We start from the raw sequence: 23,576 nt of genomic DNA on the forward strand, positions 1-23,576 counted from the left end.
CCTCTCGGCCCGGGGCTGTTGTTTTCTCGTATCAAGAGGAGTCACCGGTGTCCCTGCCTGTCGATATCTGGCTCAACGCGCCGCTCGCCGAATCGGCCTCCCGCGCAGCGCGATTGCGCGAGCTCGGGGTGGACGGGGTGTTCACCTTCGAAGGCGCGCACGACGTGTTCCTGCCGCTGACGCTGGCCGCCACGTCCGGCGTCGACATCATGACCAATGTGGCGATGGCGTTCCCACGCAGCCCGATGCATCTGGCCCACACCGCGTGGGATCTGCAGTCGTTGTCGGGCGGGCGGTTCCGGCTCGGGCTCGGCAGTCAGATCCGGACCCATATCGAGCGGCGCTACGGCAGCACCTGGTCGGAGCCGGTGGAACGAATGCGTGACACCGTGCTGGCGGTGCAGGCGATCCTGCGGGCCTGGCAGGACGGGCAACGACTGGACTACCGCGGCCGGTTCTGGCAGCACACGCTCATGACCCCGCAGTTCGATCCGGGGCCGAATCCCCATGGGGCGCCGCCGATTCTGGTCGGCGCACTGGGGCCGCGCATGACCACCATGGCGGCGGAGGTGGCGGACGGCCTGCTGGTCATGCCGTTCAATACCGAGCGGCACTTCCGGGAGCGGACTCTCGCCGCGGTCGCGGAGGGCCGCGGGGACTCGACCCGGCCCTTCGAGATCATCGTGGAAGCAATTGTGGCCATGGGCGATTCGGAGCGGGAGCTGATCGAGGCGCGCCGGGCCGTGCGAAACCTGCTGGCCTTCTACGGTTCCACGCCGGCCTACCGTCCGGTCCTGGAGGTGGAGGGCTGGGCGGAGCTGCAACCCGAGCTGAACCTGCTCTCCAAGCAGGGGCGATGGCGGGAGATGGCCGGGCTGATCGAGGACCCGATGGTGGACGCGCTCACCGTCAGCGGCACACCGGTCGAATGCGCGGAGTTGATCCGTACCCGCTTCGGCGACAGCGCCGCTCGCGTCTGCTGCTATTTCCCGGGCTACCAGGTCACCGATGCCGCCATCGCCGACCTGGTAGCCGCGCTGCACGGCTAGAGTTTCGCACGCGTTGAGCATCGACCCTCCGGAAGGGGCCGGGAATCGTGTGGTCTCCGATGATCCACAGTTCTCCCCAGCCGACCTCGGGACTGTGGATGCCGTGGTCGCCAATTGCGCTGCCGCGATAGCCGATTCGGGCACGGTGGTGCTCGACGGCGGTCATCGCCGCCGCTGACTCCGCGAAAACCGCTAATTAGCACGCGTTTTCACAATTACAAGATCTTGTTAAGGCTGCGCCAAGCGCGGCTCGGCATCGTTTGTGTCACCGCCGGAACACACCGGCGGACCCAACGAGCCACCATCCGGGGGCGGGAACGCTGGGGCCGACCCGTCTACGAGGGGTGGCGGGTCGACCACAGCAAACCAACCAACCGGTACTCAATTGGGGACATGGCCTACCGCGAAGGGGGTGGTAGGCCAGCGCAGAACCCGCCGAGTCCGACCACGAGGGGTGTCGGGCACGGCGGGTTCTTTGTGTGACAGGCTAACGGTTAGCGATCTTGTTCGTCCGATTTGTGGCTTTGTCCGCCCGGCACACGGCATCATGTAGGTAAGTGCGCCAAGAAGATTGGGATTGCCGATGGAAACCGTGGTCGTCTTCGTGCTGGCCTGCCTGATCTACTGGTGGGGCCTACTCTGACGTGGGAGTTTGCGCGACCGCGTGCAGCGCGTCCGCGATGCGGCGGCTGAAGTGGTCGGCATCCTCGGTGCCGTGCGTAAGGGCGCGCATCAGGGTCGCACCCCGCAGGAATTCGAAGATCGCCTCGACATCGCAGGTGCTGGCCGCCTGACCCGATTCGGCAGCGGCCATGAGCAGCTCACGTAGCGCCTGAATCGTCGGCCGCTCCCCGCCGTCGAGCAGGCGGCGGTAGCTCTCCCGATCGTCGTGATACTCAGAGAGCAGGCCGGGGATGGCCGAGCGGGCCGCCGGGTGCGCGGCGGCATTGAGGAACAGGCGGGTCCAGGCCAGTAGGTCGGTGCGCAGATCACCGCTGGGAACGGGGTGATTCTCGGTGTCCAGGGCGAAGATCGCGTCCTCGACCAGGGCACGCTTGCCGGGCCAGCGGCGGTAGATCGAGGTCGTGACGACCCCGGCGCGCCGGGCCACGGCCGCGATGGTGGTGGCCTGATAGCCGTCGCGCACCAGGAGTTCCTGGCAGGCGGTGAGTACCAGGGCGTCCAGCTGCGGGTCGCGTGGACGGCCGGGGCCGGTGCGGGCGGCTGCGGTCACGTGATCTCCCTCGGGTCGGCGAACTTTTCTGGAACAGGTTACATTCTCGCCATATTTGAAATACGCTGCGCCTCGTATTCTAATTTAGTGGCCCAGGCCACTCCCACCGAGAGGCATGTCAATGCTGACGCCCCAGGACGAACTGCTCGCCCACCAGCTCCCCACCACCTTCGACCACGTCCAGCAGAGCGATCTGCGCTGGACCGAACGCGTCGTCCTCTACGGCTTCGACACCACCGGCCAGATCAGCGTGATGACCGGCATGGCGCGCTACCCCAACCGCAATGTGCTCGACGCCTACGCCATGATCACGATCGGCGACAAGACCGCCCACGTGATCCGGCTCTCGCGCGAGATCGGCGGCCGCTACGACGGCCTCGCCGATTGGCAGGTCGGCCCGTACAAGTACGAAATCGTCGAACCGCTGCGCAAGGTGCGCGCCACCCTCGGCGACAACGAGCACGGCGTGCGGCTGCAACTCGACTTCGAGGGGCAGTTCCCGGCCTACGAGCAGGAACCCGCTTTCTTCCGCAGCCGCGGCCGCGTGCGCGAGGACGCCCGGCGCTACTACCAGAACGGGCGTATCTCCGGGTGGGTCGAGGTGGCCGGCACCCGCTTCGAGATCGATCCGGAGACCTGGTGGTTCGGGCGCGACCACTCCTGGGGCACCCGCCACGGTGGAGGCGGCGGCAGCCTCGGCGAGGGCGAGGGCCTGCAGCCGGGCGACATCCCCGACGGCGTCCTCTACTACATGGGCATCTTCCAATTCGAGGACGAGCTGGTGCATTTCGCGCAGCGCGAGACCGCCGACGGGCAGCGGTGGCACTTCGAGGGCACCGTGCTGGCCCCGATCGATTCCGGTGCGCAGCCGGTGCCGATCGTCACCACCGACCACGCGCTGACCTTCCGCGACGACTTCCGCATCGTCAGCGGCGGCAGCTTCACCGTGCGCAGCGCTGACGGCCGCGATCGCGAATTCACCATCACGCCGGTCTCCGGCTTCTGGCCCGGCCTCGCGGGATACGACCACTACCGCGGCTACGCCTCCGGACTGTGGAAGGGCGCGGACTGGAGCGACGGCTTCACCGCCGACCTCACCGACACCGCCGACCTGAAACAGGCCAGCATGCTCAGCGAGACCTTCTGCCGCATCGAGGCCGCAGGCAAGGTCGGATACGGGCTGGTCGAAATGGTGTTCCTGGGCCGCAATACGCGGTACGGGTACGAGGGGTACTGACCGTGAGCACCACCAGAATTCCCCCCGAGCATCTCGGTACGGCACTGGAACAGCCGGTGCGCGACCACCTTTCGCTCACCGGAAAAGCGCGGGTGCTCGACCTCACGCGCACCGAGCGCGGATTCGCCACCGAGACCTATCTTTTCGACGTCGAGGACGAATCCGGCCGCACCCCTCTGGTCATGCGACGGCCACCGGACATGTCACTGTTCCCCGACTACGACCTGCTGCGGCAAGTACTCGTCATGCGGCGTCTGGCCGACACCGCGCTGCCGGTGCCGACCGTCTCGTGGCTCGAACGCGGCGACAATCCGCTCGGCAGTCCGTATTTCGTCATGAACCGGCTGGCAGGCAAGGCCCCGAGCGACTTCCCCTCGTATCACACCGCCGGGAACTACTTCGAGGCCACGCCGGGCCAGCGGGCTCGCATGTGGTGGGGATGCGTGGAGACCATCGCCGAGGTCAACCAGCTGGATTGGCGGGCACTGCGATTGGACTTCCTCGCCTATCCACAGCACGGCGCCGGGGTCATCGAGCAGGGTGTGAACTACCTCGAGGCCGCGCTGCGCTGGGCGTGCGAGGGCGATCCGCCGGAGACGTACCGGCGAGCCATCGCCCATCTGCGGGACAATCTCTACGAGCCGGATCAGCCGTGCCTCTGCTGGGGCGACGCTCGCATGTCGAATATCCTGTACGACAACGACTTCCAGGTCAGCGGCGTTCTGGATTGGGAAATCGCCCACCTCGGCGCACCGGAGTCGGATCTGGGCTGGCTGCTGTTCCTGGATTGGGCGTGCAGCGAGTACGAGGGCCATGCCCCGTTGCCGGGCACGCCGACCCGCGCCGAGACCATCGCCTACTACGAGAAGCGGACCGGTCACGAGGTTCACAATCTCGAATACCAGGAGATCTTCTCGGCCGCCCTGCTGTCGATTCCCTTGCTGCGCATGACCCACCGCGTGCAACTCCCGCCGGAGATGGACATCACCGGGTTCTGCACCGCCCGCATCGAGCAGTTAGTCGGCCGAGGCGGTCGAGCAGGCGAATAACGTGAACGACTCCGCCCCCGGCGTACTGCCGGGGGCGGAGTCTGTCGCGGGTGTCGTTGCCCGGTGGGTGTCGACGACTAGCGGGCTTCGATCAGTTCCTCGGCATCCGCGTCGACCGGAACGCCTTCCGGCGCAGCCGACTTCGCGCCCTTCATGAGGAAGAAGGCGACCACCGTGGCGGCCAGCACCGCCGCGCCACCGGCCAGGAAGGTGTTCGACATGGCGTCGGTGAAGGCGTCGCGGGCCGCGGCCACCAGGGTGCCGTCACCGGTGGCGAAGGCGCCGGCGATGCCCTCCCGGGCCGCCGCCGGGGCATCGGCGGGCATGCCATCGGTGTAGGTACCGGCCAGCACCGCACCGAGCACCGCCACACCGAGCGCGCCACCGGTCTGCTGGATGGTGTCGTTCAGCGCCGAACCCACACCCGCCTGCTCCGGCGGGATCGCGCCCATCAGCGCACCGACCGCGGCCGGCATGGCCAGGCCCGCACCGGCGCCGACCAGCGACATGGCCAGGGCCGGCAGCCAGAAGCCGGAGTCGGAGGTGAGCGCGGCCAGGGCGCCGAAGCCGCCGGCCAGCACCAGCATGCCGACCAGGGCGACGGGCCGCACGCCCAGCTTCTGCACCAGCGCGGCGCCCAGGCCGTTGAACACCAGCGCGGTCAGCGCGAACGGTGTGAAGGCGAGGGCCGTTTTGATGGGCGAGTAGCCGAGCACGAACTGCAGGTACTGGGTCAGCACCAGGGTCAGGCCGGCATTGGCGAAGGTGGCCAGCACCAACGAGAAGCTGGATCCGGTGAAGACCCGATTGCGGAACAGCTGCAGCGGAACCATCGGGTGCTCAGCCTTCAGTTCGCGAATCACGAAGGCCGCCAGCACGACAACCGCCAGCACCAGGGTCACCCAGGTACCGCTGAGACCCTTGGCCGGGAACTCGATGATGGACCACACCAGCGACACCATGCCGACGATCGAGAGCACCATGCCCGGCAGATCGATCGGACGGACGGGACCCTTGGATTCCGGCATCAGGGCGAAGGCGGCCACGATGGCCAGCGCCGCGATCGGCACGTTCAGCAGGAAGACCGAACCCCACCAGAAGTGGTTCAGCAGCACGCCGCCCAGCACCGGGCCGCCGACCATGCCGAGCACGGACACACCGGTCCAGGCGGCGATCGCCTTGGGCCGCTCGTCCTCGTCGAACACCGTGATCAGGATGGACAGCGTGCTCGGCATGATGAGCGCGCCGCCCACCGCCATGATCACGCGGCCGGAGATGAGCATCCCCGTGCTGGTCGCGTAGGCGGCGATGAGTGAGGCCGCGCCGAAGAGCGCGAGCCCGAGCACCATCACCAGCCGGCGGCCGAAGCGGTCCGACAGGCTACCGGTGGTGAGCAGCAGGCCCGCGAAAACCAGGATGTAAGAGTCGATCACCCACTGCAGGGCCTGAGACCCGGCGTGCAGGTCGATCGCGATCTGCGGCAGCGCCACGGTGAGGACCATATTGTCGATCACCAGCACGAGCGTTGCCAGACAGAGTACGACCAGGATCAGCCAGCGCTTCGGATTGCGCTGGGCCGCAGGCGATGTCAACGCCCCGGTCAAGTCTTCGGCAGTCATTTCAGGTCCCCTTCGAGAAGCTCTTCCGCACACTGTGCGGCGTTGTCGAACACTGTACGGTCTCCGTACACTGTTCGCAAGAAGGAACGGTGTACGGTCGAACGAACGGCGTTCTAGCTGGGGTTATGCTGTTCCACAGACGAAGGAGGAAGAGCTATGGCGGCCAAGACACAGGAGTTTTCGTCGGTGTGGACCCGCCCGCAGCGACAGCGGCGAGATCAGCCCGCACTGAGCCGGGAACAGATCGTGTCCGAAGCTCTCGCGCTGCTCGATACCGAGGGCTACGACGCGCTCAGCATGCGCAAGCTCGGCACCCGCCTCAATGCCGGAGCCACCTCGCTCTACACGCATGTCACGAACAAGGACGAGATCCTGGAACTGGTGATCGACGAGGCGTTCGGCGAGGTCCACGAGCCCGCCACCATCGCACCGGAGAACTGGCGCGCCGATCTACTCGCTCTGGGTCGCGATGTGCGCGACACCGTCCTGCGCCACCCCTGGATGAGCACCGCCATCACCGGCGCCGGACTCGCCTACCTCGGCCCCAATCTCATGCGCCTGTCGAACGCCATGCTCGCGACCCTCGAAGCGGCGGGCTTCGACGACGGGGAGGCGGACCGGGCCTCGAATGCCTTCTGGGCCTTCGTCCTCGGCTCCGCCGGCACCGAAACCGCCATGCTCACCAGCGTCTCCCGCAGCGGGCTCAGTGAACAGGAATGGTTCGCCAAGATGATTGCCGTGTCCGAACAGGCGGTCCGTGGTTACCCCCACGTCGCCAAACGGTACGACGTCTACCGCGAACTCGACCCCACGCAGTCCAGGAACGACTTCTTCGACTCCGAGCTCGGACTCATCCTGGACGGACTGGAGTTTCGGCGCGACCGCGCCAAATGAGCCGCGGCGACAGGTGATTCAGCCCAACGTCGCCAGCCGACGGCGCTGGGCCGGAGTCTCTACCACCACCGAGCCGATCACCAATCCGGCCAGTACGCTGAGCAATCCCGCCACCGGAATGTGGGTGGCGATCGGCAGCAGCCCCGCCACCAGCACGGCGGTGATCAGGCGGATCACCACGACGCTCTCGCGAATTCCGGTGAAGGCGGCCCGGGTCAGCGCTACCGAGACCAGGTACACGATCACGCCGCCGACGACACAGTCCGCGGCGGTGGCATTCGAATGCGCGCTGCCGCCGGTCACCGCGATGCCCATGGACGCTCCGGCCAAGGCCAGGCCGAGCAGCAGCGGCAGGTGCCCGAAGGTGTAGAGGTGCAGCAGTTTTCCGGTGCGCGCCAACTCGGTGTGCGACCCCGGTCGCATCCCGCTCCCATTGAAGTAGGACCACCACAGGCCCACGGTGAGCGCGAAGGCAGCGGCCGCGGTCACCGCCGCCCAGCCGGCGGTGTGCGCGGCCGCCAGGCCATTGGTGAAGCCCAGCACGGACTCGCCCAGGATCACAATGGTGAAGAGCCCGAAGCGTTCTCGCAGATGGTCGGTCTCCTGCTCGACGCCGGCCAGCCGCCGGGTCACCACCAGCGGCAGAGCCAGCTCCATGAGCATGGCCAGCGTCCAGGCGCCGTGGCGCAGCGGGCCGGCGTCGAAGGCGAGGCCGCCGAGCCAGCCCACCGCGCTCATCGCCGAACCCAGTGTGAACGAACGGAATACGTCCTTCAGCGCGGGATTCCGCCGGGAATCCCAGGCATACAGCAGGGCGACACCGGCGCGGGCCACCAGGTACGCGAGCACGAATCCGGCGTCGACGCCCCGGCTCTGGCCGACCGACCCCGCGAACACGGCCATGCCGACGATGCCGGTCAACCCGAAACTGGTGAGCAGGCGGTGGGCCGCGGTATCCCGATCGGCCCGATTGGCGTGCACCGCGTACAGGACCCACGCCCACCACAGCGGCACGAACAGCCCGGCCGCCGCGGCCACCGAACCGGCATCGGGGTGCGCGCCCACCCGATGGGTGATCTGACCGACCGCCGCCGCGAACACCAGATCACCGAAGCATTCGAACCAGGTGGCCCGGCGCGGTGTGGTGGTTTCCGGTGCGGCGGCGGAGCTTTCGAGCATGCCGACCAAACTACTGGCCGGTCAGCGACCCGTCGCGAGACTGGTGCCGCCATTGGCGTCGAGCACGACGCCGGTGATGAATCCATTGGTGGCCAGCATGTGGATGGCGCGGGCGATGTCCTCGGGGCGGCCGACGCGGCCGACCGGCGTGGTCGCCACCAGGCCGTCGAACAGGGCGGTGCGCTGCGCCTCGGGAACCCGGTCCCACCACGGGGTGTCGATGACGCCCGGGGAAACGGCATTGATGCGCAGCGGGGCGAGTTCGACGGCGAGCGGCGGCACCATGGCGTCGAGCGCGCCGTTGATGGCGGCCAGGCCCGCGGTGCCGGGGAAGGCCGAGCGGGACGAGCCCGCGGTCACCAGGGTGACCGAGCCCTGCGAATCCAGGTGCGGGAGCGCGGCTTTCAGGATGCGCACCTGCGGCCAGAACTTGCCGTCGAAGCCGGCGGCCAGCTGGTCCAGATCGAGGTCGGCGAAGGGACCGCTGCCGGCCGAGCCGCTCACCGAGATGACCAGGTGATCGATGGTCCCGGCCTGGGCGAAGAAGGCGTCGATATCGGCCTGGCTGGTGGCGTCCAGGGCGTAGCCGGTGGTCTTGCCGCCGATGCGCGCGACGGCCGCGTCGAGCTTGTCCCGGCCGCGGCCGGTGATGACGACCTCGGCGCCGTCGGCCGCGAAGGCGGTGGCGGTGGCCTCGCCGATGCCGGAGCTGCCACCCATGACGACGACGCGCGGTGTTGTGGTCATTGTCGGAAACCTCTCTGTCGCTGCCCGTCTTTTCTTACGGAACTGACAGTCTCGACAACACTGTTGGCGAGACTTTTAGTCTCGACAAAACGGTGAGGTGTGTCACAGGAGGGCGACCATGGAAAGCACGGCGGCACAGCCCAATCCGGCCCGGCCGCACACCGGGCGACGGCGCAACGAAGCCACCCGGCAGGCCATCCTCGACGCCTCGCTGCGGCTGCTCGGCGAATCCGCAGGCGCCCCGGTCACCATCGATGCCATCGCGCGGGCGGCCGGCGTCGGGAAGCAGACCGTGTACCGATGGTGGCCATCCAAGGGCGCGGTCCTGCTGGACGCACTCACCGAGCGGTCGGCGCTCGAGGTGCCGCCACCGGACAGCGGCTCGCTGCGCACCGATCTGCGCACCCTCATGCAAGCGACTTTCCGTGGCGCGCAGAGCAGTTCGACCGCACCCGCGCTGCGCACGCTGGTGCGCGAGGCGGCGCACGACCCGCATCTCGCGGAGCTGTTGCGGACCTTCACCGCCCAGCGCCGGGCAGCGGCGCGGGCCGTGCTCGAGCGCGGGCGGCAGCGCGGCGAACTGCCCGCCGACGCCGATCTCGATCTGCTGGTCGACCAGTTCTACGGGGTGTTCTGGTACCGCTTCATCCTCGGCCACGCGCCCCTGGACGACGCGCTCGCCGAACGGCTCACCGACTCGATGCTGGCCGGCCGCTGAAGAATTCGGCCGAGCGATCCGTCTGCGCCAGATGCCGCAGCGCGGCGATGAGCTCGTCACCGAGGACGTTTCCGACCACGACCGTCTCGGCCATGCTGTCGATATCGCCGCGCGAGGTCAGTACGGCCATATCCAATTCGGCGATCGGCGCCACGGCGCGGGCATAGTCGCCGAGGCGGTCCGCGATATCGCCGTGGCCGAGCTGGCGGAGCGCGCCGACCACCTCGGCGGCGGCCGACACCGCCGGATTGTCACGGCCGACGCGCCAGCCCAGGCGATCGAGCATGGCCCCCACCTCGGCGCGGGCGGCAGTGCGCGATTCCTCGTCGCAGAAGGCAATGCTGCGGGCGGCGGTGTGCTGGGCGACGCCGAGGATCTTGTGGGTGCCGAGATCCGAATCGTCCAGGGCCGCGATCACCTCGCGCGCCGAGGCGATGGAGAGCCCGCCGACCTCGATGAGCGCCCGGACCAAACGCAGGCGGCGCAGATGCGCGTCGTCGTACTGCGCCTGATTGTGGCCGGTCGCCTCCCCCTTGGGCAGCAGGCCTTCCCGCAGGTAGTACTTGATCGTCGGGGTGGACACGCCACTGGCCTTGCTCAGCTCCCCGATTCGCATCGGACCTCCTCGTCACCGCGCGGGGCTTGCCCACCGACCCACCATCATAGATAGCCGCGTTATAGACAGCCGAGCTATCCGTTACGCGGGTACGGCGAAGGCCCGCGCCACAATTCGCAGCGCGGGCCTCGTGTGGGGTCCGAGGAATCCCGGGAGTCGGGTCAGAGCTGCTCGCGGACGCCGATCTCGATGCGCTTGCCGAGCTCGGCGTCGACACTCTTCCAGTAGTCGAAGACACGGCTCAGAATCGGCTCGCGCACACCGCCCAGGATGTGGCCGACCACATTGCCCACCAGGCGATCCCGCTCGGCGTCGTTCATGACCTCGCGGACCAGGGTGCCGGCCTGCGCGAAGTCATTGTCCTCGCGGTGCTGGATGTAGCCGGCCCGGACCATGGTCGGGTCGAACGCCCAGGCGCCGTCGTCGATGGCGCGCGCCGGATCGGCGTGCGGGCCGCCGAAGGAGTTGGGCGCGTACACCGGAACACTGGCGGCATTGTGCGCGAAGCGCATGGCGCCGTCCTGCGAGTAGGAGTTCACCGGCGCGGCCTTGGCCCGGTTCGGCGGCAGCTGCTCGTGGTTCGCGCCGATGCGGTAGCGGTGCGCGTCGGCGTAGGCGAAGACGCGGCCCAGCAGCATCTTGTCGGGCGAGAAGGCAATGCCGGGAACCACATTCGAGGGCGCGAAGGCGGCCTGCTCGATATCCACGAAGAAGTTCGCGGGGTTGCGGTTCAGGGTCCAGCGGCCGACCTCGATGAGCGGGTAGTCCTGCTGCGACCAGACCTTGGTCAGGTCGAACGGGTTGAAGCGGTAGTTGTCCGCCTCGGCGACCGGCATGATCTGGACCTTCAGGGTCCAGCTCGGGAAATCGCCGCGCTCGATGGCCTGGTGCAGGTCGCGACGGTGGAAGTCGGCGTCCTTACCGGCGAGCTCGTCGGCCTCGGCCTGGGTCAGGTTCTTGATGCCCTGGTCGGTCTTGAAGTGGTACTTCACCCAGAAGCGCTCGCCGGCCTCGTTGATCCACTGGTAGGTGTGCGAGCCGAAGCCGTCCATGTGGCGCAGGGTGGCCGGGATGCCGCGGTCGCCCATGAGCCAGGTGACCTGGTGGGCGGTCTCCGGACGCAGGGTCCAGAAGTCCCACTGCATGTTCGCGTCGCGCAGGCCGGACCCGGGCAGGCGCTTCTGCGAGTGGATGAAGTCGGGGAACTTGATCGGGTCCTTGATGAAGAACACCGGGGTGTTGTTGCCAACGATGTCGTAGTTGCCCTCGGTGGTGTAGAACTTCACCGCGAAGCCGCGCGGGTCGCGCCAGGTGTCGGGGCTGCCCTGCTCACCGGCGACGGTGGAGAAACGCACCAGCGACTCGGTGCGGGTGCCCGGCTGAAACAACGCGGCCCTGGTGTAGCGGCTGACATCACCGGTAACCACCAGTTCGCCGAACGCTCCCGAACCCTTGGCGTGCACCACGCGCTCGGGCACCCGCTCCCGGTTGAAGTGGGCGAGCTTCTCGATCAGGTAGTGATCGTGCAGCAGGATCGGGCCCTGTGTGCCCGCGGTGAGCGATTCGTTGTCGCTGGGCACCGGGGCGCCGGTATTGGTGGTGGTCGCCTTGGTCATGTTTTCGAGCGTGCCGAGTTTTCTGGAACTAGTCAAGAAAACCGGGCAAGGCGGTAGGTAAACAAAGGTGTATACGGTCCGACCGCGCAGGTTAGGCAAATATCGAGCGAAGAGCTATCGCGGAACCGTTACCCAGATCACAGTGCCCGCCCCGGAATAGATCCGGCAGAGGCCGGGTTGATCACCCTTGCCGGCGTCGGAACAGCCCCGGGCCGCACCCTTCGTCGCTACGAGCGACCACTCGCCGAGAGGCGCTTGTTGGGCGTCGGCTTCAACTTTCCGGGCTAGCCTGAGCCGCATGTGGCGCATGCGCAGGGGGTTGGCCGGCGCGATAGCGGCGGTATCGACGGCAGGCAGCGTGATCATGGGCGGCGGCGTCGCAGGGGCGGCGCCCGGGCCGGCACACTGCGGCGCACCCGAAGGGCGCGAATTCCAGCGCGCCGCACCGGAGGACACCGGGGTGGATTCCCGCCTGCTGACCGCCGCTCTCGACTTCGCGGCCTCCCGAAACCGATTGAATGTCCAGGTCTTCCGGCACAACTGCCTGATCGGCACCGGCCCGGAGAATGCCCGGACCGATTCGGTGCCGTGGAATGTCTGGAGCGTCACCAAGAGCATCGTCTCCCTGCTCGCCGGAATTGCCTGGGATCAAGGAAAACTCGATATCGACGCGCCCCTGGACCGCTATCTCCCGCCGGGCCTCGGCGATGCCGCGCATCGCGCCATTACGGTGCGGAATCTGCTCCAGGAGACCTCGGGTCTGCGCGTCGGTGCGCTCACCGAGGGGATTACCGGCATTGTCCCGATCGATCAGTTCAGTGCGGTCCAGGCGCTGGGCGTGCCGTTCGACACACCGCCGGGCACGACCTTCCAATACAGCCAGCGCACTGTGGATCTGCTGTCGTACGTGATCGAATCGGCCGTCGGCGAGCCACTGCAGCAATTCGCGCAGCGGGAACTGTTCGGGCCCATCGGAATTCAGCGCGGCGACTACTACTGGGCGCGGGACCGGTCCGGCCACACCTATGGTTACGCGCACCTGTACATCCCGCCCGCCGATCTGGCGCGGCTGGGCATGCTGGTCGCCGAACACGGGCAATGGAACGGGCGCACCATCATTTCCGCCGACTACCTGAACCGCGCCATCACCCCGTCGGATACCAACCCCTGCTACGGATACCTGTTCTGGACCGGTCCCGGATGCGCGGAGAATCCCGAATTCCTGCCCGCCGACACCTATTCCATGTCCGGATTTGGTCTGCAGCACGTCTTCGTGGTGCCCAGCCTGGATCTGATGGTGGTGTGGACCGGCGTCTTCGGCGTCCACACCACGCAGGGCCTGAGCGGCGTCCTCCAATACGGCGGCGAGCCGTCGCACGAATTCTTCCGTCGGCTCCTGGCGGCCTTGCGGGACAACCCGATTCCGGATCCCGGCCCCTATGTGGAGGCACCGCTCTCGGTCGACTACCGCTCCTACGTCGATACCGATATCACGCTGGCCGTCTTCGGCCTCGGCGCTGACTCCTATCCGGACTGTACCGTGGTGTCCTGTCTCGACCTCCCCCTCGCGGCACCGTTCAGTGACACGCCGCCGGGCTGCCTGCTGCTGGCATGCGTCGGACCCGACCCGCGCACACCGGGAATTCGCTGACCGGCCGCCACCCCTGGTTCGTTCAGGGGGTGACCGCGGCGCGGCCCGCCAGCTCCCGTAATTCGTCGGCCGGTCGGCGACCGGCGAACTGCAGCAGATCCCGCACCACTTCGCGGGCGCGATGATCGGTGTGCACCAGTTCCGGGGTCAGTCGCTCGGCATTGAGCAACGCTTCCAAGGCCTCACTCGCCTGCCGCCGCTGTGCGTGCGCGCGGGCCACGTCGACCAGGAAGCGCGCCTGCCGCTCCGGAGACAGGATCGAGGCGTCGACGGTGCGCGCGGTATCGAGCGCCTCGCCGGCGTCACCCAGTTCGACCGCCACGGCCACCGCGTGCACGGCGACCCCGGTCGGACCGAACTCGGTGTCGAAATCGTTGCGGCCCTCGCCCAGCCGGTCGGCGGCGGCGCGCGCCGCTGCCAGCCCGGTGCGGGCGGCCGTGCGATTCCCGTCCGTCGCCGCGATCACCGCCAGCATGAGCTGCAGAGATCCGTAGAGCGACAGCACTTCCGGCCGCGGCTGCTCGGCCGCCACCTGCGCGGCCAGCGCGGCCACCGACACTCGCGCCGCCTGCTCGGCCTGTTCGAGGCGTTGCAGACGCAGGAATGCCTGTGCCATGCGATAGGTTCCGGCCACCACGCTCAGCGCGTCACCGGATTCTTCGGCCGCGGACAGTGCGCGATCGGCCGCGACCCACGCCGCGTCGACCTCTTCCTGGCGGGTGAACGCGGTCGCGGCCACCTGATAGGCGCGCGAGAGCAGAGTCAGCACCTCCGGCCGCCGCGTGGCATCCGCCCGCGCGGCGTGCTCGAGATCCGGAATCAGTTCCAGCAGACTGCTGCCCACCTCGACCAGCCGGGATTCGTGCGCCAGCCGCCAGGCCAGGTCCACTCGCTGTTGCAGCTCCGGCAGTTTCGCGGCCGCAGTACTCGACTCGAGACTGCGATCGGCCTCGTCTCCGAAGAGCTGTTCCAGGGCGGGATGCCCGGTGAGCAGCAGCCGCAGCTGCTCGAACACCGCCGAGCCGGGCCGATGCCCGTCACCGCGGTCGGCGGCCATCGGTTCGGCCGCTTCGGGACGTAGATCGCGTACCGCCACTCCGAGCACGTCCGCCAGTCTTTGCAGAACGGACAGTCGCTCAACAGGCAGCACGTCTCGCTCGACCTGCGACACCCAGCTTTCCGAGCGCCGAATCGCCGCTCCCAACTCTTTCTGCGATAGTCCCCGCCGCCGGCGCAACTCCGCTACCCGTGCCCCAAGGGTACTTTCGGCCACCGGGTCAAACTCCTTCTGCCTGATCGGCTTTCCCGGCCGTCACCGCCCGCTTGTTTCGCCGATGTCTACCATGCCCTTCTCCTTCCGCCCTTTCCATCCAGAGGGGGATCTGCCGACAAGGATTCCAGACCAACCGAGCTTACGGCGCACAGTATGGAACATGGATTTTTCTTATTGCACCGCAATTTTTCTGTGTTTAACGTTTGAAGAGGACCCGTCGAACCAAACGGACGACAAGAGGTGGTCATGCCCGGCGAACTTCTCTTCTTCCTACTCGGAGCCGGAATCGGCAGCGCGGCAATGTGGTTCGCGGCGTGCGCCCTTGCGGCCACCAACTATTCCTCCACTGCCGACGGGGCGACGGTGCAAAGCATCACCGCACGCCTCGAACGCGAGGGTATCCGGAACTCGCGCTCGATGAAAGGTCAACCAGCCGCGCATCGGGCAGCACCACGATGACAGCCGCGCCGAAAACCGACGAAGTCCATGTGCGCCTGCGGTTTCCCGGAGGAATGATCTTGGATTACCGTACGGAGCGCGCAATTGCCGAACGCCTCGCTGCGCATTTACGCCCGCATCGCATAGAAGTCACCATCGACGCGCCCCCGACCGATCGACTACCGCCGCTCCCCTGTGCCGAACTTTGGGCGGATTGACCGACTCCGGGCAGAGCCTATCGCATTGACACTCGGACAATATCCGAAAACGGACCGTGCACTTTCTTGTGCACGGTCCGTAACGGATAGATCTGATCAGTTGTTCAAAAGAACTTCCGCGATCTGAATCGTGTTGAGCGCGGCACCCTTACGCAGGTTGTCGCCGGAGATGAACAGCGCCAGACCGCGGCCGTCCGGCACACCCGGATCCTGGCGGATACGGCCCACCAGCGACTCGTCGATACCGGCGGCGGCCAGCGGAGTGGGGACATCGGTGAGCTTCACACCCGGCGCCTTCGCCAGCAGCTCCTCGGCGCGCTCCACCGAAAGCGGCTGCGCGAACTCGGCATTGATCGACAGCGAGTGGCCGGTGAAGACCGGGACACGTACACACGTGCCGCTCACCAGCAGATCCGGCAGACCCAGGATCTTGCGGGACTCGTTGCGCAGCTTCTGATCCTCGTCGGTCTCGCCACTGCCGTCGTCCACCAGCGAACCCGCCAGCGGGATCACGTCGAAGGCGATGGGGGCCACGTACTTGTTCGGGGCCGGGAACTGCACCGCCGAACCGTCGTGCACCAGCTTCTCGGCGTCGCCGATGACGGCGCGCACCTGCGAGGCCAGCTCCTCGACACCGGCCAGGCCGGAGCCCGACACCGCCTGGTAGCTGGACACGATCAGCCGCTGCAGCCCGGCCTCGTCGTGCAGCACCTTGAGCACCGGCATGGCGGCCATGGTGGTGCAGTTCGGGTTGGCGATGATGCCCTTGACCAGGTTGCGGGTGGCCTCCGGGTTCACCTCGGAGACGACCAGCGGCACCTCGGGATCCTTGCGCCAGGCCGAAGAGTTGTCGATGACGGTGACACCGGCGGCCGCGAAGCGCGGGGCCTGCACCCGGGACATGGTGGCACCGGCCGAGAACAGCGCGATGTCCAGTCCGCTCGGGTCGGCAGTCTCGGTGTCCTCGACCACGATTTCCTTGCCGCGGAACGGCAGCGTCTTGCCCGCCGAGCGCGCGGATGCGAAGAACCGCACCTCGTCGGCCGGGAAGTTGCGCTCCTCCAGCAGCTTTCGCATGACCGCGCCGACCTGACCGGTCGCGCCGACGACGCCTACACGCACACCCATGGGCTGTGTCCTTTCGACTTGATCGGGAGCGCTACGTGGTTACGCTGCGCTGCCGCCTCCGCGCTTGACCCGATCAAGTCAGCGTCCCGTTCCACCGTGCACGACCGCGACCTCGTCGCCGCCCAGATCGAACGCCGAGTGCAGCACCTTCACGGCCTCGTCCAGGTCGGTGTCCTTGACCAGCACCGAGATCCGGATCTCCGAAGTGGAGATGAGGTCGATGTTGATGCCGGCCTCGGCCAGCGACTCGCAGAAGGTGGCGGTCACGCCCGGGTGCGACTTCATGCCCGCGCCGACCAGCGACACCTTGCCGATGTGGTCGTCGTACACGACCTGGGAGAAACCGATCTCGCCCTGCCGCTTGGTGAGCAGCTCGACGGCACGCGGGCCCTCCAGCTTGGGCAGGGTGAAGGTGATGTCGGTCTTACCCGTCTCCACCTTGGAGATGTTCTGCAGCACCATGTCGATATTGATCTCGGCATCGGCGACCGCGCGGAACACCTTGGCGGCGTAGCCCGGCTCGTCCGGAATGCCGACCACGGTCACCTTGGCCTCGCTGCGGTCGTGCGCGACGCCCGTGAGGATTGCTTGCTCCAAGGGGATGTCCTCCATCGATCCGGTAATCATGGTGCCCGTCTTGTCGGTGTACGAGGACCGCACGTGAACGGGCACGTTGTAGCGGCGCGCGTACTCGACGCAACGCAGCATGAGAACTTTCGAGCCGCAGGCGGCCATCTCCAGCATCTCCTCGTAGGAGACGGTGTCGAGCTTCTGGGCGTCGGAGACGATGCGCGGGTCGGCGGAGAAGACGCCGTCCACATCGGTGTAGATCTCGCAGACATCGGCGTTGAGCGCGGCGGCCAGCGCGACGGCGGTGGTATCGGAACCACCGCGGCCCAGCGTGGTCACGTCCTTGCTGTCCTGGCTCACGCCCTGGAAGCCCGCGACCAGCACGATGGTGCCCTCGCCGAGCGCCTGCTGCACCCGGCCCGGGGCCACGTCGATGATCTTGGCATTGCCGTGCGTACCGGTGGTGATGACACCGGCCTGCGACCCGGTGAACGAACGAGCCTCGGCGCCGAGAGAGTGAATGGCCATGGCGACCAACGCATTGGAGATGCGCTCACCGGAGGTGAGGAGCATGTCCATCTCGCGGGGCGGGGCGGCGGGCGCGACCTGCTGGGCCAGATCGAGGAGCTCGTCGGTGGTGTCGCCCATGGCGGAACACACGACGACCACATCGTGGCCCAGCTTCTTGGTCTCGATGATCCGCTCAGCGACCCGACGGATGCGCTCGGCGGTGGCGACCGAGGATCCTCCGTACTTCTGGACGACTAGAGCCACGGCGGAAATCCTCCAAGATCGACAAACTGCTGCTACCGACCCACAAGACTACCGGCCCAGGTCCACGACTTTTCGTCCCACCTCCCGTCCGCGTATTCCAGTCACCCGGCAGCTATTCCGGCGCCGACATCCGCATGCCCGGATCATGCTTGGCGACAAGGGTGTTGAACAGCCAGCGGTACTTGGTGTTGTGGAAGGCGGCGAAGCCCCACTCGCCGTCACGCCGCACCCCGACGTACACGTTCACCTTGGTGTTGAAGCGGTTCCGGCGGCGCTTGCCCTTCACCACTGCGCCGCGGCCGTGCACGACCGCGACATCGGGGGTGACGAACCGCAGGTCAGTGATCTCACCGTCGAGGCGGGTGCCCTTCATGTACTTCGCGAACAGCGGTTCGTGCGAGGCCCGGATTGCCTCGCGCCCGCGCAGCCGGGCGCCGAACCAGGTGACGTAGTCGGCGTCCGGTGTGAATACCTCGGCGTAGGCGGCGGCATCCCCGTCCGCCCACGCCCGATTCGAGCGGTCGAACAGCGCGCGAACGGCGGCTTCGTCGGTGATCTGCTGAACAGTCATGACATCCCTCCCGAAGATATCTGAACGAGTCATCAACTGATTTGAGAAGTAGTTGACTCATTCAGATATTGTCCGAGTGAGACTAAGCTGTCAAGGGATGAGCGAGAAACACGACGAGCTGGGCGCCGCCCTCACCTTCGCCGCCCAGCGCAGCGCCACCGACGCCGTGATGCTGCACGGGGCCATGGCCGACAAGCTCGGCCTGCACGTCACCGACCTGCGCTGTCTCAATATGCTGCGCATCGGCGGACCCGCCACCGCCGGCGAACTGGCCCAGCGCACCGGCCTCACCACCGGGGCCATCACCCGGATGATCGACCGGTTGCTGAAGGGTGGATTCGTTCGGCGCGAACATGATTCGAAAGATCGGCGGCGGGTGATCATCACCGCCCTGGACGACCGCATCGACGAGATCGCACCGCACTACGAGCTCCTGGCGACGGAATTCGCCAAGATCGCCCTCGATTATTCGGACGAGCAGTTGGAGCTACTGCTCGAGATCTTCAACCGGCTGCACGAGACCTCGATGGACGTCACCACGCGGATCCGCGAAAGCGGTTGAGCAGGACCGGGACTCAGGCCCGGTCGAGCCAGGTGACCTGCGTGCCGTTGCCGAATTCCCGGCGCTGGGTGACCTCGAACCGGGCCGGGCTGAAGTTGCCGACGATCATGGGGAGGCCCGCGCCTGCGATGACCGGGTAGCTCTTGAGGATCAACCGGTCGATCTCATCGATCAGCTGCCCCGCCAGATTCGCGCCGCCGCAGAGCCAGATGTCCAGGCCCTCTTCCTTTTTCATTCGCCGGACCAGTTCGACCGGATCGCCCGAGACGATCTCCACCTGCGGATTGCCGACCGGCGCGAGGGTGGTCGAGAAGACGTACTGCTTCAGGTGGTTGTACGGGCTGTCGGTTCCGGCAGCCAGGCCGGGTTCATAACTGCCGCGTCCCATGAGGACCGTGTCGATCTGCCGGTTCGGCGTATCGACCGGCAGGCCGACCAGTTCGCGAATGTGGGTCGGGACCGTCTCCGGCATGGCCTCGTTGAACCAGGCCATCATGTCGTCGCCGATCGGATAGAAGTCGTACTCCCCCTGCGGACCGGCGATGTAGCCGTCGAGGGAGACCGCCACGTAGTAGACGAGCTTTCGCATCAATTACCGCCTTGTTCGTAGTACTATGTCCGTAGTGATTACTAATGTAGTACTACAGACGGAGTGGTGTCAATGGTTAGGACGAATCCGGAACGACGCAATGCCCTGATCGACGCGGCCATCGAGATCCTGGCCCGCGACGGCGCACGCGGACTCACCTTCCGTGCGGTCGACAAGGAGGCCCGGGTGCCCGCGGGCACGGCCTCGAACTACTTCTCCAATCGCGACGAACTCCTGGTCCAGGCCGGACACCGCTTCTACGAGCGGCTACAACCCAGCAAGGAGACGATGGACCATCTCTTCACCGGCCCGCGTACCCGCGAGACCATCGCGGAGCTGATGGCGGAAACCATCACCCGCATCACCGGGTTCCGCACCGGCTACCTCGCCCTGCTGGAACTACGGCTGGAGGCCACCCGCCGCCCGGAGCTGCAGGCGATCCTCGCCGAGCGAGTGCGCGCGGACCTCGATTTCAATGTCCGCAACCATCTGGACTCCGGCCTGCCCGGCGACGCCGACTCGGTGACGCTGCTCTACCTGGCCCTGAACTGGCTGATCGTCGAAAGACTCACACTGCCGGACATCTTTACCGGCGAGGAGGCGGCGCGGCTGGTGCGCATGGCGGTGGAACGTGCCATTCCGGCCTTGTGACGAGCATCACCACAGGCGAATAATCCCAAGTATGCGAGCAAGTGTCGGTGATCATCTGGTCATCCATGGGCGCAATGTCGGACTCCCCGATCACACCGCGGAGATCGTCGAAGTACGCGGCACCGAAGGTGAGCCGCCCTACGTGGTGCGGTTTGCCGACGGCCATACGAGCCTGGTGTTCCCGGGTCCGGACTCGGTGGTGCAGCCGGGTTGACGACACCCGGTCACAACCCGTTTCGGCCGCATTAGCCCAAGATTTTCCAATCGCGCCCCGACGCGATCGGATAGCCCTGCCGAGCAGGGAAATCGGGACTTACCAGACCGACCAGTCGGTCAGAAGCGAGGGGTAGCACAGTTGACTCTCCGAGCGACCCTGGTCACAATCGGTGCCCGGATGGAAGGGTAGATATGAGAACGAAGACTGATCACCGGTTCGTCATCGACATCGATCCCGGACAGGTGATGGATGCGTTGCTCATGGTCGAGCAGATGCCCGACTGGTCCCCCTCCCATCAGGACGTCCGGGTCGCCACCCGCGACAAGCGCGGCCGCCCCAAGCGCGTCTACGTGTCGGCCAACCTCATGGGCCGCCCCGACCGGCAGGTCGTCGAGTACACCTGCACCGAGAACCGCGTCGAATGGCGGGTTTCCGAATCCAGCGCCGGCGCCGGCGGCAAGGGCTGGTTCGACCTCGGCGAAACCGAGGACGGCGCCACCGAGGTCTGGTACCACTCCGAGGTCTACCTTCCGATTCCCGCGCCCGGCATGCTGCTCAAGCGCACCGCCCGCCGTGAGGGCGACACGATGATCAGCAACTTCATCGCATTCGTCGAATCCGTCACCGGCGTCCAAGGACTCGGCGACATGGAGGAAGCGCCCTACTCCGAATCGGCCGCCTTCGAGCAGCCCGGTCAGGCCCAGCCCGGGTACGCCCAGCCGGGCTACGCGCAGCGCCTGGACTACGGCCGCAATTTCGAGCCCGGCTTCGGCACCGCCTAGGCCGGCCGCGAACACTCGCAGCTGATCGCGAACAGCGAACATTCCTGATCGGCACTGCCTTTCGGGTCGCGCATTGGGCAGGATGTCCCTCATGCCCGGTCCCGTTCGCACCCGCATGATGCCCGTCGCCGAGGATGCCTCGGTGACGCAGCTGGAACTGTTCTTCGACCTGGTGATCGTGTTCGCCTTCACCATGGTCACCGACTTCGCCGCGCACGAGACCACCGCGGTCAACCTGCTGCGCGCGCTGCTCATTCTGGCCATGCTGTGGTGGGGCTGGATCGGCTACTCCTGGCTCGGCAATGTGGTCAAGGCCGATGAGGGCGTCGCCCGGGTGGCCATGTTCGTGGCCATGGGCGCGGTGTTCATTATCGCGCTCACCATTCCCGAGTCCTTCCACGATCTGCCGGGCGGCTGGTACGGGCCGCTGGTGTTCGTCATCGCGTACCTGGCCGTCCGGCTGGTGCACCTGACCGTGTTCTGGATGGCCAGCGCCCACGACGCCCAGCTACGCCGCCAGGTGATCCGCTGGGCCGCAGGCTCACTCAGCGTGGCCAGCGTGCTGCTGGTGGCCGGCGCGCTCACCACCGGGACCGCGCAGCTGGTGCTGTGGCTGGCGGCGCTGGTCTGGGACATGGGCTGGACGTTCTTCGCGGGCAACGAGTGGCGGGTCTACTCACCATCGCACTTCGCCGAACGATACGGGCTGATCGTCATCATCGCACTGGGCGAATCCATCGTGTCCATCGGCGTCGGCGTCGCAGGGCTGCCGATCTCCTGGTCCATCACCGTGGGCTCGATGCTGGGCCTGGGGGTGGCGGGCCTGCTGTGGTGGGCGTACTTCGATGTGGCCGCGTTGGTCGTAGAGCACGCGATGCATCGCGCCGGCGGCGAGCGCCGCATCCAGATCGCGCGCAACTGCTACACCTTCTGGCACTTCCCGATGATCGCCGGAATCGTGGCCATGGCACTGGGTTTGAAGAAGGTGCTCAACTACGTGGGTGGGGCGCAAGGACATTCGCTCAGCGACGAGCTGCACGGGATCCCGCTGTTCGCGCTGTACGGCGGTGTGATCACGTATCTGATCGCCCTGGTCGGGTTCCGGCACTACGCGACCGGCAAGGTGCTGGTGCCGCGGCTGGTGACGGCGGTGGTGCTGCTGGCCCTGATCCCGCTGGCGTCGACGGTGCCCGCGCTGGCCGCGCTGGGCATGCTCTGTGCGATGCTGCTGGCGCTCATCGTGTTCGAGGTGGTGCGCTACGCCCAGCCGCGCGATCTGATCCGGCACGGGCTGGACTGAGGCCCTCGGACACGCGGCCGGCGACAGCTCAGGGACGCGGGGCGAGCCGGTTGTCGATGGCCTCTGGCACCCGCTCCCCCGAGTGCACGGCCTCACGGATCTGATTGATGTTCTCGCGCAGGGCATCCGCCACCAGCTCGTCGGTGCGCGGATCGGCGAGCACCTGCAGCACGACGCGGAAACTGGCGTCGGCGATGCCGCGAATCATCTCCTCGTGGAACGGGACGTAGCGCACCCTCCCCAGCTGAGGATCATTGCGGATCACCTCGAGGATCATCTCGTCGATCTCGGAGCGGTTCTCCTCCAGCGCATTCGCGATATTGCGGGTGTATTTGCCGCACCGCAACACCTCGGCGACCTCGTCCAGCACGGCCACCGTGATCGGGCGCTCGATGGCCTCGACGATGGCGCCGATCGACCGGTTCACCAGGGCCGCGGTGATCCGGTCGCCGAACGCGCGGTCGGCCACCCGGCCCACCCGCACCGCGATCACCACGATGCGCAGCAGCCGGAAACCGCGGAAGAACGGACTGGTCACCGGGATCATGCCGAGGACCTCGTACCAGTAGATGAAGGGGAAGGTCCAGCTCCAGCCCTCACGCCGCCAGCGCCACAGGAATTCGGCGAGGAACACCGCGCAAATGCTGTAGTCCGTGATGCGGATCGTCCGGTAGGTGTGATCGGAGACCGGGAAAAAGGTCACCCAGGTGACGAGCGCCACCGAGACCACCGCGAGCCCGAGCATGACGAAATCGGTCCACAGGGTCGGAGGCTTGTGGGGGAATTCATCCTCATCCGCAGCGCCGAGCTCGATCACGACGTCCCCTTCCTCATCGAACGGTCCCGCCAGCGTAGTCGGCGCAAACGACCGCGAGGCGGGCTTCGGGGGGCCGG

General features: G+C 67.0%; 24 protein-coding genes. 12 read left to right on the forward strand and 12 right to left on the reverse strand.

Annotated elements, in window-relative coordinates; genetic code table 11:
* Window positions 1-53 precede the first annotated feature (53 nt).
* Both ABZ909_RS17980 and ABZ909_RS17985 read left to right on the forward strand, forming a co-directional pair.
* Window positions 54-1,049 (forward strand): TIGR03617 family F420-dependent LLM class oxidoreductase, encoded by a 996-nt coding sequence (locus tag ABZ909_RS17980; protein ID WP_357001201.1) that lies wholly within the window; start codon window positions 54-56, stop codon window positions 1,047-1,049.
* A gap of 13 nt (window positions 1,050-1,062) precedes the next feature.
* Complete coding sequence (locus ABZ909_RS17985; protein ID WP_357000635.1) at window positions 1,063-1,227, forward strand: hypothetical protein; 165 nt, start codon at window positions 1,063-1,065, stop codon at window positions 1,225-1,227.
* A 456-nt stretch (window positions 1,228-1,683) separates the two neighbouring features.
* Here ABZ909_RS17985 and ABZ909_RS17990 read toward each other — a convergent pair whose 3' ends face one another.
* Window positions 1,684-2,283 (reverse strand): TetR/AcrR family transcriptional regulator, encoded by a 600-nt coding sequence (locus ABZ909_RS17990; protein ID WP_357000638.1) that lies wholly within the window; start codon window positions 2,281-2,283, stop codon window positions 1,684-1,686.
* Between the two features lie 121 nt (window positions 2,284-2,404).
* On the opposite strand from ABZ909_RS17990, the gene ABZ909_RS17995 reads away from it, so the two are divergent.
* Entirely contained in the window at window positions 2,405-3,520 is a 1,116-nt protein-coding gene (locus ABZ909_RS17995) for a hypothetical protein (protein ID WP_357000641.1), read from the forward strand.
* Window positions 3,521-3,522: 2 nt separating this feature from the next.
* The gene (locus ABZ909_RS18000; RefSeq protein ID WP_357000643.1) at window positions 3,523-4,569 is read left to right on the forward strand and encodes a phosphotransferase family protein; all 1,047 of its coding nucleotides are present in this window, start codon (window positions 3,523-3,525) and stop codon (window positions 4,567-4,569) included.
* Between the two features lie 77 nt (window positions 4,570-4,646).
* Here ABZ909_RS18000 and ABZ909_RS18005 read toward each other — a convergent pair whose 3' ends face one another.
* A complete protein-coding gene (locus tag ABZ909_RS18005) occupies window positions 4,647-6,188 on the reverse strand; it encodes an MFS transporter (protein ID WP_357000646.1) in 1,542 nt (513 codons plus the stop codon).
* 156 nt (window positions 6,189-6,344) lie between these two features.
* Between ABZ909_RS18005 and ABZ909_RS18010 the strand changes: the two genes are divergently transcribed.
* Window positions 6,345-7,082: a TetR/AcrR family transcriptional regulator gene (locus tag ABZ909_RS18010; protein ID WP_357000649.1), complete on the forward strand. Its 738-nt coding sequence runs from the start codon at window positions 6,345-6,347 to the stop codon at window positions 7,080-7,082.
* A gap of 18 nt (window positions 7,083-7,100) precedes the next feature.
* On the opposite strand, the gene ABZ909_RS18015 is transcribed toward ABZ909_RS18010, so the two are convergent.
* Both ABZ909_RS18015 and ABZ909_RS18020 read right to left on the reverse strand, forming a co-directional pair.
* Entirely contained in the window at window positions 7,101-8,261 is a 1,161-nt protein-coding gene (locus ABZ909_RS18015; RefSeq protein WP_357000651.1) for a low temperature requirement protein A, read from the reverse strand.
* A 21-nt stretch (window positions 8,262-8,282) separates the two neighbouring features.
* Complete coding sequence (locus tag ABZ909_RS18020; protein WP_354838942.1) at window positions 8,283-9,008, reverse strand: SDR family oxidoreductase; 726 nt, start codon at window positions 9,006-9,008, stop codon at window positions 8,283-8,285.
* 118 nt (window positions 9,009-9,126) lie between these two features.
* Here ABZ909_RS18020 and ABZ909_RS18025 point away from each other — a divergent pair, with 118 nt between their 5' ends.
* Window positions 9,127-9,726 carry a TetR/AcrR family transcriptional regulator gene (locus ABZ909_RS18025; RefSeq protein WP_357000654.1) on the forward strand — a complete coding sequence of 200 codons (600 nt, stop codon included), beginning with the start codon at window positions 9,127-9,129 and terminating at the stop codon, window positions 9,724-9,726.
* Here the strand turns inward: ABZ909_RS18025 and ABZ909_RS18030 are convergent.
* Entirely contained in the window at window positions 9,698-10,342 is a 645-nt protein-coding gene (locus ABZ909_RS18030) for a MerR family transcriptional regulator (protein WP_357000656.1), read from the reverse strand. The genes ABZ909_RS18025 and ABZ909_RS18030 overlap by 29 nt on opposite strands.
* Before the next feature lie 161 nt (window positions 10,343-10,503).
* Window positions 10,504-11,958, reverse strand: coding sequence for a catalase (locus ABZ909_RS18035; protein WP_357000659.1), 1,455 nt, complete (start codon window positions 11,956-11,958; stop codon window positions 10,504-10,506).
* Window positions 11,959-12,265: 307 nt separating this feature from the next.
* Here ABZ909_RS18035 and ABZ909_RS18040 point away from each other — a divergent pair, with 307 nt between their 5' ends.
* On the forward strand, window positions 12,266-13,609 hold the full coding sequence (locus ABZ909_RS18040) for a serine hydrolase (protein WP_357000661.1): 1,344 nt from the start codon (window positions 12,266-12,268) through the stop codon (window positions 13,607-13,609).
* 22 nt (window positions 13,610-13,631) lie between these two features.
* On the opposite strand, the gene ABZ909_RS18045 is transcribed toward ABZ909_RS18040, so the two are convergent.
* The 4 genes from ABZ909_RS18045 to ABZ909_RS18060 all read right to left on the reverse strand — a co-directional run bounded on the left by ABZ909_RS18045 (window position 13,632) and on the right by ABZ909_RS18060 (window position 18,581).
* Window positions 13,632-14,882 (reverse strand): helix-turn-helix transcriptional regulator, encoded by a 1,251-nt coding sequence (locus ABZ909_RS18045; RefSeq protein WP_357000664.1) that lies wholly within the window; start codon window positions 14,880-14,882, stop codon window positions 13,632-13,634.
* A 752-nt stretch (window positions 14,883-15,634) separates the two neighbouring features.
* On the reverse strand, window positions 15,635-16,666 hold the full coding sequence (locus ABZ909_RS18050) for an aspartate-semialdehyde dehydrogenase (protein WP_357000667.1): 1,032 nt from the start codon (window positions 16,664-16,666) through the stop codon (window positions 15,635-15,637).
* Between the two features lie 78 nt (window positions 16,667-16,744).
* Window positions 16,745-18,010, reverse strand: a complete 1,266-nt coding sequence (locus ABZ909_RS18055) for an aspartate kinase (RefSeq protein ID WP_357000669.1) — start codon at window positions 18,008-18,010, stop codon at window positions 16,745-16,747.
* Between the two features lie 112 nt (window positions 18,011-18,122).
* Window positions 18,123-18,581, reverse strand: coding sequence for an SgcJ/EcaC family oxidoreductase (locus tag ABZ909_RS18060; RefSeq protein WP_357000672.1), 459 nt, complete (start codon window positions 18,579-18,581; stop codon window positions 18,123-18,125).
* A gap of 97 nt (window positions 18,582-18,678) precedes the next feature.
* On the opposite strand from ABZ909_RS18060, the gene ABZ909_RS18065 reads away from it, so the two are divergent.
* Window positions 18,679-19,143, forward strand: coding sequence for a MarR family transcriptional regulator (locus ABZ909_RS18065; protein ID WP_357000674.1), 465 nt, complete (start codon window positions 18,679-18,681; stop codon window positions 19,141-19,143).
* A gap of 13 nt (window positions 19,144-19,156) precedes the next feature.
* Here ABZ909_RS18065 and ABZ909_RS18070 read toward each other — a convergent pair whose 3' ends face one another.
* Window positions 19,157-19,732, reverse strand: coding sequence for a dihydrofolate reductase family protein (locus ABZ909_RS18070; RefSeq protein ID WP_357000677.1), 576 nt, complete (start codon window positions 19,730-19,732; stop codon window positions 19,157-19,159).
* 72 nt (window positions 19,733-19,804) lie between these two features.
* Between ABZ909_RS18070 and ABZ909_RS18075 the strand changes: the two genes are divergently transcribed.
* The 4 genes from ABZ909_RS18075 to ABZ909_RS18090 all read left to right on the forward strand — a co-directional run bounded on the left by ABZ909_RS18075 (window position 19,805) and on the right by ABZ909_RS18090 (window position 22,682).
* Window positions 19,805-20,383: a TetR family transcriptional regulator gene (locus ABZ909_RS18075; RefSeq protein ID WP_357000680.1), complete on the forward strand. Its 579-nt coding sequence runs from the start codon at window positions 19,805-19,807 to the stop codon at window positions 20,381-20,383.
* A gap of 31 nt (window positions 20,384-20,414) precedes the next feature.
* The gene (locus tag ABZ909_RS18080; RefSeq protein ID WP_357000682.1) at window positions 20,415-20,597 is read left to right on the forward strand and encodes a DUF1918 domain-containing protein; all 183 of its coding nucleotides are present in this window, start codon (window positions 20,415-20,417) and stop codon (window positions 20,595-20,597) included.
* A 194-nt stretch (window positions 20,598-20,791) separates the two neighbouring features.
* Complete coding sequence (locus tag ABZ909_RS18085) at window positions 20,792-21,382, forward strand: SRPBCC family protein (RefSeq protein WP_357000685.1); 591 nt, start codon at window positions 20,792-20,794, stop codon at window positions 21,380-21,382.
* A 91-nt stretch (window positions 21,383-21,473) separates the two neighbouring features.
* Entirely contained in the window at window positions 21,474-22,682 is a 1,209-nt protein-coding gene (locus ABZ909_RS18090; RefSeq protein WP_357000688.1) for a low temperature requirement protein A, read from the forward strand.
* A gap of 28 nt (window positions 22,683-22,710) precedes the next feature.
* Here the strand turns inward: ABZ909_RS18090 and ABZ909_RS18095 are convergent, their stop codons facing one another.
* Window positions 22,711-23,499 carry an ion transporter gene (locus ABZ909_RS18095; protein ID WP_357000691.1) on the reverse strand — a complete coding sequence of 263 codons (789 nt, stop codon included), beginning with the start codon at window positions 23,497-23,499 and terminating at the stop codon, window positions 22,711-22,713.
* Between the last annotated feature and the right edge of the window lie 77 nt (window positions 23,500-23,576).

It is taken from the genome of Nocardia sp. NPDC046763 (assembly GCF_040645495.1).
GTDB lineage: Bacteria > Actinomycetota > Actinomycetes > Mycobacteriales > Mycobacteriaceae > Nocardia.